Genomic DNA, 14,551 nt, shown 5'->3' with positions numbered 1-14,551 from the left:
TTACCTCGCCTGGGTTGGGTTGGTGAGCTTTCCGTACACCATATAGAGCAGCAGGGTTGCGATCAGCAGCAGGCTACCTAGCGCCGATGCCATGCCCCAGTTGACGGTTTTGTTGGTGTAGAACGCGACGAAGTAACTGACCATTTGATCCGCTGCACCCCCTACCAACGCTGGCGTCACGTAGTAACCAATTGCCAGAATGAAGGTGAGCAAACCACCGGCTGCTAGACCCGCGAAGGTCTGGGGGACATACACTCGCCAGAAGGCAACGAAAGGATGTGCCCCAAGAGAAATGGCGGCGCGTACATAGTTCGAAGGAATGCTTTTCATCACGCTGTAGAGCGGCAAAATCATGAACGGCAGAAGGACATGTGTCATCGCGATGATTACGCCAGTCCTGTTGAAAACAAGCTGGACAGGTGCGTCCACAACCCCAAGGAACATGAGCGAGCGGTTGATCAGGCCATCTGATTGCAACAGTACGATCCACGCCGCTGTGCGAACAATCAGAGACGTCCAGAAGGGCAGCAAAACGCAGATCATCAACAGATTGCTTTTACCCTCTGGCAAAGTGGCCAGCCAGTAAGCGACTGGAAAACCGAGTAACAGGCAGAGGATGGTTACAACGCCGCCGATATAGAAGGTGCGTGTGAAAATATCCAAGTAAATCGATTGGTTCGGCTCTGCTTTGACAATGCTACCGGTGGCGGAATCAACACGATGATCGAGGGCCGCAAGCAAGAAATAAGGCGTCAGCTTCGACGATGCTTGCTTCAGGGCCTTCCAATAATTCACGTCTCCCCAAGCACTGTCCACAGCGATCAGTGCCTCACGCTTAGACGTAGCGGTGCTGTCCGGCAGCTTGCGCAGCGTCTTAGTGATAACGGTTCGGTAAGCAGGGATTTCGTAACTCAAGCGTTTGGTAAGAGCTCCGATCTGACCGCTCTCTTTTGCGCTAGCCAGGTCTTTTACCAACGCATCGTAAGTGCCCTCGCTCGGCAGCGAGGTACCGTCCCAGGATCCGAGCGCCTCTGTTGTTGCAGGCATGGCGCTATGCACGTCGGGGTTGTCCACGCTTCGAGTAAGCATGGTGCCGATTGGGAAGGCAAAGCACACGAGTACGAACAGAAACAGCGGCGCGATGAGCGCTAGCGATTTCAGTTTGTATGAGCGTTCGGCTTTTCTAAGCTTGGCTCTAAGATCTAGCGCTTCGGCCTTGCCTGAAAGAATTGCTACTGAATGACTCATGATCTGCGACTCAGTGTGTGGTCACGTCCAGGGCACGTATGTGCTCTGGCGCCCAAGAAATGGAAATCGAGCTACCTACAGTCCAGCTGCTATCCATTTGCGAGGCAGGAAGCTTGATCATGAAGTTCGGTTGCCCTGCAATTTCAGTAATCATTCGAACGTGGTCACCCAGGTAGATGTACTCCTGAATGCGAGCAGTCAATGGCGTACTGCCAGCCGGCCCAACCACAACGCGCTCTGGTCGAATGCAAAGCGCGACCTGATCTCCAGGCTTAGCCCCAACTACCGAAATCGCCCGGATCAAGCTGCCGTCAGCCAGGCGTGCGATAGTGTGACTGTCATCTCTGGAAACAAACGTTGCGATCAGGGTGTTGTTTTCACCGATGAACTGAGCCACGAAACTTTTGGTTGGGGCTTCATAAATTGCCGCAGGACTGTCGATCTGTTGGATCACGCCGTCATTGAAGACAGCGACACGGTCGGACATTGTCAGTGCTTCGCTTTGGTCGTGTGTCACGTAAACAACGGTCAGCCCGAGCTGCTTGTGGAGGTGTTTAATCTCCAGTTGCATGTGTTCGCGCAACTGTTTGTCCAGGGCACCCAGTGGTTCATCCATCAATACAAGTTTGGGTTCAAACACCAGGGCCCGAGCCAGCGCGACTCGTTGTTGTTGGCCACCCGACAGTTGAGCGGGGTAGCGTTTTGCGAAGTCGGTGAGCTTCACCATGTCCAATGCACGGCGGACTTTTTCCCTTCTGTCGACGCTATTCATTTTGCGGACAGAGAGCGGGAATGCGAGGTTTTGCTCGATCGTCATGTGAGGGAACAGTGCGTAATTCTGAAACACCATGCCGATATCGCGCTTGTGGGGTGGCAGGTTGTGCAGCGGCTTGTCCTTCAGAAAAATCTCGCCGTGTGTCGGTGTTTCGAAACCGGCCAACATCATGAGGCTAGTGGTCTTACCAGAGCCGGATGGGCCGAGTAGTGTCACGAATTCGCCTTCTTTGATATCTAGGTTTAGATCCTTAACGACTGGCCGAAAACCATCGTAGGTTTTCTGGATGTTTTTGAAGCTAACCAAGTGATTCATGTGGCAACCCTCATTCGGGAGTAGGCAGAAATAATCTTCGCTACTCGTCCGCCTACTTATTCAAAAAAGGAGAAGCAACCGTTATTTGTTCTAGTCGCAGGATGGACGCCGGTAGTTGACCTGCCACCTGGCCATAGGTGGCAGGAGCAACCTAGGCGGATCGGTTACTTTTGGGCGATCCAGGCGTTGAAGCGCTCGGTCAGTGGTTCAGTGTTTTCGACCCAGAACTCGACATCCAGAGGCACCGATTGAGCAAGGTTTTCTGGGGTCGTTGGCAGGTCAGATTTCATTTCTGCCGGTACAAGTTCGTTGGCGTTTTTGTTGGTCAGGCCGTAAGCGATGAACTTAGGCAGCTTTGCCTGGTTTTCAGCTTTGCTGGCATAGCCAATGAAGTCCATGGCGGCGGCTTTGTTCTCGCTGCCTTTAAGAACAGTCCACGAGTCGATGGCCGAAACGCTGCCATTCCACAGGAACTTGAAGTGCTTGCCCTCATTACGGTTGAAGCCGGTGATTCGACCGTTGTAGGCAGAGCTCATGACAACGTCACCAGCAGAAAGCATTTGCAGCGGTTGTGCGCCGGCTTCCCACCAGACAATGCTCGATTTGATCTCGTTGAGTTTATTGAAGGCTCGGTCGATACCTTCTGGAGTACGCAGCACGTTGTAGACTTCGGCTGGTTTTACACCATCTGCAATCAATGCAAATTCAAGTGAATATTTTGGCCCCTTACGCAGACCACGTTTCCCAGGGAATTTCTTGGTGTCGAAGAAGTCGGCCCAAGAAGTTGGAGTGGCCTTCAGTTTGTCGCCGTCCCAGGCCAAGCCAGTGTTCCAAACAATGGCGCCCACCCCGCATTCGTTGACGGCTTCGGGGATGAAATCGGATTTGTTTCCGACCTTTGCCCAATCAATTTTTTCGTAGAGGCCGGAGTCGCATCCCAGAGCCAGATCCTCGGCTTCGACTTCAACGACGTCCCAATTCGGTGTTCCTGCTTTTACTTTTGCGTCGAGCACACCAACGCCGCCGTCCCAACTTTGGTCGAGGACGTTCTTTCCGATTTGTTTTCCAAATGGCGCGAAAAAAATCTCACGTTGTGCATCCTGAAAGTTTCCTCCCCAGGAAACAATCGTGAGGTCACGGGCGTTGGCAGCTTGTGATGAAGCTGCAATCCCAACGAGGGCAAATCCAAGTGCTGCTACAGCGTGGCATGGCTTGTGCATTTTGAAACCTCGACGCAGATTGTTGTGTTGTTGTGGTAAAAATTTTTACCACTCAAAAATAATCTAGGCAAGTTTTATTTTTTGGCTCCGAAAAAATCTCCAATCGCCCGGATAAACGGTAAGCGATTGTTTTTTAATGCTTAAAATTTAGGATTTTGAGCGTTAGGTGACTAGATATTGGTGGTTTTTGTTACCTGGCTAAAAGTTTTCGTCATGGACGAGCGATCTTGAAATCGTGTTACTTTGCTTCCCTTGAGGTGCATTGCGTGGTGCGAAACAACCCAAATTGGTGTGTATGATTCGTGTTGGCTTCAAAGAGAGTGGGCAGTTCAAGTCATCGAACTGAAGTTTGGCCCCCTCGGGTGCCGTTTATCTGAGGATTTAACCGTGATAGAAATACCGGCGATTAGTCGAAGCCCCCATGCCCCCGAAGATCCGTCTGAAGACCCTTCAGAAATTCAGGAGACTGCTTCGGTGGGGGCGAGACTGAAAGCATTGCGACAAAGTCGCGGGCTTTCAATTCGAGGGTTGGCTGAGCAGGCCGGAGTTCCTCATGCCACGCTTTCGATTATCGAGCGAGACAAATCCAGCCCGTCCGTAAGTATTTTGAAGCGCTTGCTACGCCCCCTGAATGTCACCCTTAGTGTGTTTTTTTCAGATTCGGCAGTTGTAGATCGGGCAGTTTTCTACAAAGCCGATGAATTGGTGGAGCTTGCTGATGGCAAGAAACTCTCTTATCGACAGGTGGGGGCGAACCTGGCGAACAGCTCCATGATGATCCTGCACGAGCGGTACGAGCCAGGAGCTGACACTGGACAAGAGGGTGAGGAGCTTTATTCCCACGAGGCCGAGGAGGGCGGAATCATCATCGAGGGCAAGCTTGAAATGACCGTTGGGGATGAGGTGCGAATCCTTTCGGTGGGTGATGCTTACTACTTCGACAGCAGACTCCCGCATCGCATGCGCAATCCTTTTGACGAAGTTTGTGTCGTGGTGAGCGCGGTTTCTCCCCCAACGTTCTGACCGATCTACTTCCTTGAGTTATCGGGTGTTTGGCTGCACGCGCGCCAATTGGCTGTGCGTGTAGACACAGGCTTGATTCCATAAGCATCCGCCCTGTGTTCTTGCTCCGCTCGGAGCTTTCGACTCGATAAACTCTTGCTCGGATGCCGGGTTCTCGCTGAAAACGATCTTCATTGTAACCGTCCGGCCAAGTCATCTACCCAGCCCCGCAAGGCCCAGGTCATTCAAGAGTGTGCACAGCCCGGCGCTTCGATTGCCAGCGTCGCGCTCGGCCATAGCCTCAACGCAAACCTCGTCCACAAATGGATTCGGGTGCAAGCGCAGAAAAGCCCGGCGCTCCCACCTCACCGAATTTAGGAAGTAACGGAGACTGGAGTTTCGAAACCTTGCCACCCATGAAGCTGTTTCGAGACGATCAGCAACCGGTTCCCCACGCCGTCCGTGGACGCAACGCATCGACCCTGCTCATTCCAAAACGCGCTCTGCCCAGCAGCAGCCCACCCTCCGGTCGGGCCGCCATGATTCGCCATGAGCACGGCCATTCCATGACGCTTTGAGCAGTTCTGCAATAGCGAGCTATCACGTGAGTAACCGGTTTCACCGATGAGCACACTAGCGGCATACAACTGCGCGCCTTGTTTTGCAGCGTGTGATGAATGTTCCGGGTGACTGAAATCAGCACACACCGATAGGGCTATGGGTAAGTCGGCGATAAGCATTAAATCGCCCCCATTACCCGCACTAAAGAATTGCTCTTCGCCAGGGTGTAAATGCTGCTTGGTATAGACACCAATCGAGCCATCTTGGTGGAGTATGAAAGCTGCAATTAGCGGTTTGTCATAACCGGGTAGGCGCAACGGTAAACCCACTACCGTGGTCATGGAGGCTTCCCGCGCAAGGTGTCGCAAGGGGGAGAGAAGTGGGCTATCTATATCCTGCGCCAGGGCTTTAGCCAAGGTTGGTTCATATCCTGTGAGCGATAACTCGGGAAAGAGTAATAGCCCCACCCCCTGCTCGCGAGCGTGCTGCATGAAATCCATGTGCAGCGTCAGGTTGGCACTGATATCGCCAGCACGAATGGCGCATTGGGCAGCTGCAAAAATTGGTGCCGGCATGAGCGTCTCCCAAAAGAGCACAATCCTAACGTGGCCCCGATTCGCACGCCACATCGTGTTCCCTGGGGTAAAGCGCATGGCACATATACTTTTCCACAGGAAGGCGTGTTGGCCAGACGGTTACTCTTCATTCCCGACCCCTCTCGGTGAGCTGTTCGCGCATAAAAGCCGCTGCCAGTAAAGGTATCGATCTGGCAGCTGATGAGGGTGAGACGGTGATAGCCGTCAGTTAAGCGAAGGCGCGATTTATCAGCGCATGATCAGCATGGAAATGATGGGCAAATTTCGGCGCACGCATTCGAGTCGTCGCTAGATTAAATCAATGATCGTGCGTGCCTGAGTTTGTCGTTTAAATCTGAGTAAGAATTGTGAACTTGATTTAAGTAGTTGTATCTCCAGTTTCTTTTAGAGCGAGCTCTCACGTTCGTTGTATGAATGAGATGGCTGCATCCTTTCGTTCTTGTTCTTCATACTGGGTGTGAACTGCAGGCACAGCTACGCCGTAGACAGTAATGGAGCCCGGGGGGTATGGTTTTGTTCAGTGCTTCAGATGCTTGCAAGGTCATTATCACGGTAGCCCGAGTAATCTATGAAAGCTTACTAGCTCGACTGTAATTCATTGACGTCATTTTATTAGAGCCAAACGTGTTTTGTTTTATTGCGAGGCGTGGCTGGCTCAGCTTGTTACGTGCTTGTTGATTGATCTGCGCTGACGAAAGTTATATTTACCCTTCAGTTCACCTACATAAATATTAGTGTCTGGGAGAATGCATGAATAAGAATTTTATTGCCGGAGAGTGGCTTGAAGGCGCCGATATCAACCTGAATATCAATCCTTCCGATACTAATGATGTGGTCGGTGAGTACGCGCGCGCTGATGCTTCTCAAGCGGCGATGGCTGTTGATGCGGCTTTCGAGGCGGCTCCGAACTGGGCTCGATCTACCGCCGAGGTGCGAAGTGACGCGCTCGACCACATAGGCACTGAGATTTTGGCTCGTCGTGAAGAGTTGGGCCGGTTGCTCGCGCGCGAGGAAGGGAAAACCCTGCCTGAGGGTATTGGTGAAGTGGTTCGTGCCGGCAGGGTTTTTAAGTTTTTTGCGGGCGAAGCATTACGCCTTTCGGGCGAACGCCTGGCATCCATTCGCCCTGGGGTTGAGGCCGATGTACGGCGCGAGCCAGAGGGCGTGGTCGGTATCATCACTCCCTGGAACTTCCCTATCGCAATCCCAGCCTGGAAGATCGCCCCTGCATTGGCGTTCGGTAACGCAGTCGTTTTCAAACCAGCTGATCTGGTGCCTGGCAGTGCGTGGGCACTGGCGGAAATTATTGTTCGCGCGGGTGCGCTTCCCTCCGGAGTGTTCAATCTGGTCATGGGGCCCGGCTCGAAAGTGGGCGATGTCTTTGCGAAGTCTAAAAAAGTACGGGCTTTGACGTTCACGGGTTCCACTGGCACAGGCCGCAGTATTGGCATGACCTGCATGGAGCGCGGTGCCAAAGTCCAGCTGGAAATGGGCGGCAAAAACCCGCTCATTATTTTGGATGATGCAGATCTCAATCAGGCAGTTGAAGTAGCGGTCTCCGGCTCCTTCTTTTCTACAGGCCAGCGATGCACCGCCTCCAGTCGATTGATTGTCCAGGATGGCATACACGATCAATTTGTTGAGGCCGTGATCAAGCGTCTCTCTTCACTCAAGGTTGACCACGCATTGTCTGAAGGCTGTGACATGGGCCCTGTCGTGTCACAGGCGCAGCTCAAGCAAGACTGCGATTACATCAAGAGCGCCCAGGAAGAGGGTGGGAAGCTCGCTTACGGCGGCGAACTGCTGACAAGGGGCACACCAGGTTTCTACATTTCTCCGGCGCTGATCACTGAAACCACTAACCAGATGCGTATCAACCGGGAGGAAGTTTTCGGCCCGGTGGCGAGTGTCATCCGCGTTAAGGATTACGAGGAGGCAGTCACGCTGGCTAACGACACCGAATTCGGTTTGTCATCTGGGATTTGCACCACTTCTCTCAAGCACAGCTCGGACTTTAAGCAACGGTCTACCGCCGGCATGGTGATGGTCAACGTCCCAACAGCAGGAGTGGATTACAACGCACCTTTCGGCGGTCGCAAAAACTCAAGCTATGGGCCTCGCGAGCAAGGTGGGTACGCAAAGGAATTTTATACCTCCGTCAAAACCACCTACACATTGGCCTGAACTCATGGAAAACAAAAACAAGATCACTGGCACCACACGGGTATACGCGATCATCGCTGACCCAATCCATCATGTGCAGACACCCGGTGCGATGAACCGCCTGTTCACTGAGCGCGGTGATGATCGGGTAATGGTGCCATTTCATGTCAGCACAGATGGTCTCCACGGCGTTGTTGCAGGACTACGCGGAATACAAAGCCTGGATGGATTCATCGTTACGGTGCCGCACAAATCCGCAATCGTTGAGCTATGCGATTCTGTGTCAGATGCTGCGCGACTCGTAGGTGCGGTCAACGTAGTGAGACGCAACGAAGATGGAAGCCTGCATGGCGACATCCTGGACGGCGCGGGTTTCTTGGCAGGTCTACGTCAACGGGACGTAGAACCGGCCGGCATGTCGGTCTATTTGGCAGGTGCTGGGGGCGCAGCAAAGGCAATCGCGTTCGCTCTCGCCGCTGCAGGCGTCAGAAAAATCACCCTCTTCAATCGCACCACAAGCAAGGCAGAGGAGCTTGTCCAAAGACTCGCCATCGTCTTCCCCGCTGTGGAGCTGTGTGTCGGCTCAGATGATCCATCTGGCCATGATTTGGTAGTAAACAGCACATCCCTTGGGCTCTCTGTGGATGACATTCTGCCCTTGAATGTAGCGTTGCTCACCTCATCGCAAATTGTCGCAGAAATCATTATGAAACCTGCGATCACTCCCCTGTTGGCAGCCGCAACTGAAAAGGGCTGTCGAGTGCTTGATGGAATGCCAATGCTGCTTTGTCAGATTGAGTTGATGGCTGCGGCGATGGCGACTAATAAGAACGAGCAAAATCATGAGTACATTTGATTACGTCATTGTTGGTGGCGGAACTGCTGGCTGTATCCTCGCCAATCGGCTCACTGCTTCCGGAAAATACAAAGTTTTGGTGCTGGAAGCGGGGGGCGAACCGAACGGTTTTTGGATTCCTATTCCTGCTGGCTTCACCAAGCTGCTAGTGGACAAACGTTACAACTGGCGATTTAAGACCCAGGCCGAGGCAAACACGCGCGGAAGGGAAATTTCCGTACCCCGTGGTAAGGGGCTCGGCGGATCTACCCTAATTAACGGGATGATCTATGTGCGTGGGCAGCCAGGGGACTATGACGCTTGGGAGTCCACAGGGGCGAAGCAGTGGAATTTCGCCACGCTCAAGCCCTACTTCAAAAAAATCGAGACTTATGCTCAAGGCGATGACTCGCGTGGGCATGAAGGCCCGATGCATATTCAGCAGGTCACAGAGCGCTATCCCGTGTCGGACGCCTTCCTGGAGGCGAGCATTCAAGATGGACACCGGCACAATAAAGATTACAACGGCGATGATCAGACGGGATTTGGTTACTACCAGGTTGCCCAGCACAAGGGGCGGCGTTGGAGCGTTGTGGACGGCTATCTCAAGCCGGCAAGAGCACGTGCTAACCTGCAAATCGAGACCAATGCACATGTGTTGCGCCTCGAACTTGAAGGCTCACGTTGCACTGGTATCACTTACCGTCAAGGCGGTCGCGAGGTCACTGTCAGTGCCCGACAGGATGTCATTCTGTGTGCCGGAGCCATTCAATCGCCGCAAATCCTGGAGCTGTCGGGAATCGGGCGACCTGATGTGCTCGACAAGACTGGCATCCCACTCAAGCACCGTCTTGATGGTGTAGGGGAAAATTACATCGATCACTTTGCCACCCGTATGAACTGGCGGCTGAAGAACACGGTGACTCTCAATGAGCTGGCACGCGGATGGAGACTTGGTCTTGCCGTGGCTGAGTACTTCACCAAGCGCACAGGAATTCTGACACTGGGTACCGGCTTGGTTCATGGTTTTGTGAAGACCAAGCCTGAAATGCCTACGCCGGATGTGCAATATTTCATCGTACATGCAAGCTATGCCAATGCCGCCGAGCGAATTTTGGATAAGCACCCAGGCTTCACGATTGGCGTCAGTCAGCTACGTCCTAAGTCTCAGGGCAGCATTCACATCCAATCAAAGGATCCTGGTGTTATGCCTGCGATTCGTCCGAATTTTCTGACTGAGGATGAAGACTGCACGAGTCTGATCCAGGGCATGAAAATCGCGCGAAGAATTATGGAACAGCCGGCGATGAGTGCATTCGTCGATGCAGAAACCAGTCCGGGCTCCCAAACCAAGAGCGATGAAGATTGGCTCGAATTTGCACGAGACAATGGCCAGACGATTTATCACCCCATCGGCACCTGCAGGATGGGCGAGGACGAGGGCGCCGTGGTCGACTCACAGTTGCGAGTCCATGGCCTAAGTGGTCTTCGTGTCGTCGATGCCTCGGTCATTCCATCAATGATCTCCGGCAACATCCAGGGTGCGGTAATGGCTGTTGCTGAGCGTGGGGCCGACTTGATACTTGGCTCCGCGCCAATTCATTGCTGAGAGCGGGCTCGTCGCAGCAATGCTTGAAGTACCACTAAGCATTGCTGTGGTGTTGTGTTGTGTTGTGTTCCATGGATGTTTAATCCGGGAACGGTAGGGACAGCCAAGCACTGAAGAATCTTTAGCGCAGGCAGATTTTGATAGCGTGTGGCACGAACAGTGCTACCAGCGTTCCGGGGATGTCGCCGGGTAATCGTTAGGTTGCCGATTTACCCCGTGGCTTGGGGCGGTTTAACCGCCTCGCTTTTTCGCGTGAGGCTGCATGGTAGATGGGGCGCGCTGTTTCTGGGCGATGCCTATATGGCCCAAGGTTGCTCAGCAATTTTGGTCTCAAGGAAGTCTCGAAAAACCCTGATCCTGGGACTGAGATGCTTGCGATTTGAGTACACCATGTAGATGGGTTCTTTTTCATCCAGGGCGTACTCCTCAAGCAATGGGATCAGGCGCCCTTTCCTGATATCCGCCCCGATATGGAATTGCGCAAGCTTCACGATACCTGCACCCGATAGTGCCATCTGACGCAGCAGGTCACCCTGGGCAAAAGACGCTTTGGCGCTGACAGGAATCAAGGTTTTTTGGTGGTCGATTTCGAACTCCCAGTTATTCCAGGCGCTTTTGAAACTGAAGTTAAAACAGTCATGGTTCTCAAGGTCTTGTGGGTGATTGGGTCTACCGCAACGCTCGATATACTCCGGCGAGGCGCAGATGACCCAAGCACTTTCACCCACCTTTCTGGCAATCCGTGATGAGTCGGGTAAGACACCGCTGTGGATGGCTATATCAAGACCCTGTTCAAATTGGTCGATGTATTGGGGGCCAACTTGAATGTCGACGCTCAGGGCAGGGTATGTGGCAAGGAACTCTGGTAGCCAGGGCAAAATTTGATGCTTGGCGAAGGTTGTCATCGTATGGATGCGTAGAGTTCCGCTAACGCGCGTAGGGAACGCTTCAGCCAGGGAATCTGCCTCTGCCATGGCGTTGACCACTTCCCGCGCGCTGACCAGGTAAGCTGCACCTTCTTCAGTAAGGGTGAGATTGCGAGTGCCTCGCTGGAATAGGCGAGCCTGCAGCCGATCCTCCAGGCGAGTGATGAGCTTGCTGATGGCAGAGGGAGTCAGTCCGTTTGAGCGCGCCGCTGCAGAAAAATTTCCGTGCTCGGTGGCCCAAATAAAGGCCAACATCTGCGAGTAATTGTCCATTGATCTACCTTGTCGACGGGCTGTTCGAAAATCAGCGTGCCACTTTTCTGGGGCTGAAACAATAAGCGTGCCATAAGCACGCTTATGATTTTCAGATCAATGATCAGCGAATGAATTGCTTGATGTAGTCGTCAGGTAGACCCGGTTCTTTGTAGTGCTTGCGGGCTGCTTCAAGCGTGGTGAAAACGTCTTCGTAGCCGACCGCTACACCTTGTGGATCGACGTAGGTGTATCCGCCTTGGACGTGGAATCAGGTGATCATTTCTTCAACATCTTCCGGCACGAAAAGGGTATGGGTTTCACCGGGAGGCTCATACGCAAAGCAGCCTTCGGATGCGACCCAATCATGCTCCAGGTAATACCAGCGCCCCTTGAGCACGATGGCATGAGCGCCGCCGGTGTGGCGATGGCGGGACAGCACGCCGGCCTGGCGTATGCGGAGCAGGTTGATGTAGTAACCGCCAGTGACGCTCAGCAGCAATGGCTTGAAGGGCACGGCAGGCTAGTCCGGGCAGTCAATTCTGCCTTCTCGCGATGTCAACCTCCCCCTCCCAAGTAGTCTGAATCTCCTACCTCCTCTGGGAGTATCGGCCGATGCGCAATCTCCGGTGCGTGCTCATAGTGGTGTCCTGATAAAACAACAATGGTCCACGGTCGGTCTCGATGAATGGACCCGTTCAGGAGAAAACCATGACTATGCGCAAGAAAACCTCATCGCCTACGAATGACCTGACCAACAACACCGATACCCATCCTTCATCCGCCTACACACCGGTCGTCACCACTGACCAGAAGGACTACGCCCCTGGCAGCACCGCTAGCATCACCGCCAACGGTTTCGCTCCCGGCAGCACCGTGACGTTCGAAGTGGACCACGCTGTCGGTGCCGGCGCGGATAAGGTGTGGGGCACGTCCGACGATGTGCTCGATACCAACACCGGTGATGGGCACGAGCCCTGGTCCGTGACCGACGGCGGTGCCGGCGATCTCGACGGTAAAGTCAACGGCAGTGTTACCACCTCGTGGTACGTGAACCCCGACGACTCGGCCGGCGCGACGTTTCTGCTCACCGCGGCCTCGGCTGGTGCCGATGGTGCGCCCGGCACGGCTGACGACGCTGTAGCGACTACGTCCTTTACGGACAGCATTTTGGGCGTCGTGCTGACAGGCGAGGACGTTACGCTGGACGAGACAGCCGGGTTGCAGAACGCCACGGCCACTCCAGCCCCAGCGGGAGACGCAGACGACAATGACATTCTGGTGGCGTCCCTGCCCACGAGTTTCGCGACCCGATTGACCGCACTTGGGGCAGGTACCGCAACAGGTGCCGCCTTGAGCGGCTATACCGGGGCCGTGGGCAACACGGGCAGCAATGCATTCACCATCAACTCTTTACCCGGTGGAAGCCTGACTGATGTCAGCTTCGTTGACAGCGCTGGCGCAGCGCTCGATGGCGATGTCAGTGGACTGTTTACACTCGATGGCACCAGCATCCTTCTCTATACCGATACCGACAACAACATCGTTCTGGGCCGAGCCGGTGGGCCGAACGGCGCGATTGTGTTCGCGGCTTATATAGAAGAAACCGGAACGCCAATTTCGGGCGGCAAGATCTGGACCGTGGAGTACCAACCACTCAAGCATCCAGACGCGACGAACCCCGATGACTCGCTCAATCTGATGAATAAAGTCTTCATCGGCGCCAGTCAGGACCAGGCGTTCAGTCTGCTCAATGCACCTTCCGGTCAAAACCTCTTCCTGATGTTCACGAAGCTGAACCCGGACACTACAACGGTCAATGGTGTCACGCGGATCACGGATCCCGTCATCATCGCCACCGGCAAGGACCCGGCAAACCAGTCCACCGGCGTCAATATAAACACCGGCGACACGGTCAATACCAGCCAGGCGGGTGGCCCGACCACCTTCGGCACCAACAATCAGATGATTGTGGAGCAAGAGGGCATCCGCTTTTCGTTCGTCACGGGTGCCCGGCAGAATGTGACGGTTCCCTTCCTCGATCAAAACGAAGCAGACCTTGAATCCAACATCGACTTTACCGCCGTCTACAATACGAAGTCGGCGAGTTTCGACGTCGTGCAGTTGCAGGGCGGCAAGACTGCTGTCGTAAGAGTCAGTGCCTTCAGCACCGCGGCTGAACCTGGCGTGAATTTCATCGACGGATATGCGGGTGATACGTCGATTGCAATCACCAGCGTTCGCGTCACCAACATTAGCACCGGGGTCGTCGCGGACTCCACCGCACCGTCGAATACCCTGGGCATTGTCTTCAGCTTTGCCGGCGGGGTTGTGACCATCAGCGGCGTCAAAGCCGGTTACGACATTGAATACACCACAACGGCGGATCACAACCGCGTGCTCGTCGAGAACGGCGCGGCCACCAACGCCAAGGGCAATGATCACGCCGATTTTGATATCGGTGGCTTCAGGCTGGTCCAGGCTTCTCTGCAGACCGTCGAAATCGGCTCCAAGATGATTTTCGACGACGATGGGCCAACCGCAACTGGAGAAGCCGCAGCCGGCACCGTCGATGAGGACGGTCTGGCCAATGGCATTGCCGGTGGTATCGGCGATGTGGCGGGTACGGCGACGGCTGCCAACGGCAGCGTGACCGGTATCTTCCAGTCCGGTGCCGACACGCCGCTGAGCTATGCCCTGGCGAGTGACACCAGTGGCTTGCCAGCGCTGAGCTCGGGTGGGGTAGCGCTGGTCTACAGCGTCGTGGGCGATACGCTCACGGCCAAGGCCGGTGCGGTCGATGTCTTCACCTTCAGCCTCAGCGCTGCGGGTGCCTACAGCTTCACCTTGCTCAAACCGCTGGACCACGCGCCCGGCAATGATGAAAACGACATCACCATCAACCTAGGCTCGCTGCTGACGGCCACCGACAAGGACGGCGACACCGTAACGGCTGCGGCCGAAAAACTGGTGATCACCGTCGATGACGACACGCCAACCGCGGCCGGAGAAGCTGCGGCCGGTACCGTCGACGAGGATGGCCTGACTG

General features: G+C 54.4%; 9 protein-coding genes and 2 pseudogenes. 5 read left to right on the top strand and 6 right to left on the bottom strand.

Features of this window, described 5'->3' with window-relative positions:
- The 3 genes from CKW19_RS16690 to CKW19_RS16680 form a co-directional block, all read right to left on the bottom strand.
- A complete protein-coding gene (locus CKW19_RS16690) occupies window positions 1–1,248 on the bottom strand; it encodes an ABC transporter permease (protein WP_095058836.1) in 1,248 nt (415 codons plus the stop codon).
- Window positions 1,249–1,258: 10 nt separating this feature from the next.
- A complete protein-coding gene (locus tag CKW19_RS16685; RefSeq protein WP_095058835.1) occupies window positions 1,259–2,338 on the bottom strand; it encodes an ABC transporter ATP-binding protein in 1,080 nt (359 codons plus the stop codon).
- A 164-nt stretch (window positions 2,339–2,502) separates the two neighbouring features.
- Entirely contained in the window at window positions 2,503–3,558 is a 1,056-nt protein-coding gene (locus CKW19_RS16680; protein ID WP_095058834.1) for an ABC transporter substrate-binding protein, read from the bottom strand.
- Window positions 3,559–3,945: 387 nt separating this feature from the next.
- Between CKW19_RS16680 and CKW19_RS16675 the strand changes: the two genes are divergently transcribed.
- On the top strand, window positions 3,946–4,581 hold the full coding sequence (locus tag CKW19_RS16675) for a cupin domain-containing protein (protein WP_095058833.1): 636 nt from the start codon (window positions 3,946–3,948) through the stop codon (window positions 4,579–4,581).
- Window positions 4,582–4,934: 353 nt separating this feature from the next.
- Here the strand turns inward: CKW19_RS16675 and CKW19_RS16665 are convergent, their stop codons facing one another.
- On the bottom strand, window positions 4,935–5,696 hold the full coding sequence (locus tag CKW19_RS16665; protein WP_095058938.1) for a carbon-nitrogen hydrolase family protein: 762 nt from the start codon (window positions 5,694–5,696) through the stop codon (window positions 4,935–4,937).
- A gap of 771 nt (window positions 5,697–6,467) precedes the next feature.
- On the opposite strand from CKW19_RS16665, the gene CKW19_RS16660 reads away from it, so the two are divergent.
- The 3 genes from CKW19_RS16660 to CKW19_RS16650 are packed head-to-tail and all read left to right on the top strand — an operon-like array spanning window position 6,468 to window position 10,324.
- Window positions 6,468–7,901 carry an aldehyde dehydrogenase family protein gene (locus CKW19_RS16660; protein WP_095058832.1) on the top strand — a complete coding sequence of 478 codons (1,434 nt, stop codon included), beginning with the start codon at window positions 6,468–6,470 and terminating at the stop codon, window positions 7,899–7,901.
- A 4-nt stretch (window positions 7,902–7,905) separates the two neighbouring features.
- A complete protein-coding gene (locus CKW19_RS16655) occupies window positions 7,906–8,736 on the top strand; it encodes a shikimate dehydrogenase (RefSeq protein WP_095058831.1) in 831 nt (276 codons plus the stop codon).
- A complete protein-coding gene (locus CKW19_RS16650) occupies window positions 8,723–10,324 on the top strand; it encodes a GMC family oxidoreductase (RefSeq protein ID WP_095058830.1) in 1,602 nt (533 codons plus the stop codon). The genes CKW19_RS16655 and CKW19_RS16650 overlap by 14 nt, the downstream gene beginning before the upstream one ends.
- A gap of 296 nt (window positions 10,325–10,620) precedes the next feature.
- Here the strand turns inward: CKW19_RS16650 and CKW19_RS16645 are convergent, their stop codons facing one another.
- On the bottom strand, window positions 10,621–11,523 hold the full coding sequence (locus CKW19_RS16645; RefSeq protein ID WP_095058829.1) for a LysR family transcriptional regulator: 903 nt from the start codon (window positions 11,521–11,523) through the stop codon (window positions 10,621–10,623).
- Between the two features lie 103 nt (window positions 11,524–11,626).
- A pseudogene (locus CKW19_RS16640) lies at window positions 11,627–12,019 on the bottom strand (2,4'-dihydroxyacetophenone dioxygenase family protein); the annotation flags it as partial.
- Window positions 12,020–12,213: 194 nt separating this feature from the next.
- Between CKW19_RS16640 and CKW19_RS16635 the strand changes: the two are divergent.
- A pseudogene (locus CKW19_RS16635) lies at window positions 12,214–14,551 on the top strand (hypothetical protein); the annotation flags it as partial.

The organism is Pseudomonas sp. Irchel s3f7 (genome assembly GCF_900187615.1).
Taxonomy (GTDB): Bacteria; Pseudomonadota; Gammaproteobacteria; order Pseudomonadales; family Pseudomonadaceae; genus Aquipseudomonas.
The sequence above is the reverse complement of the archived record's forward strand: the minus strand, read 5'-3'. Positions and strand labels throughout refer to the sequence as shown.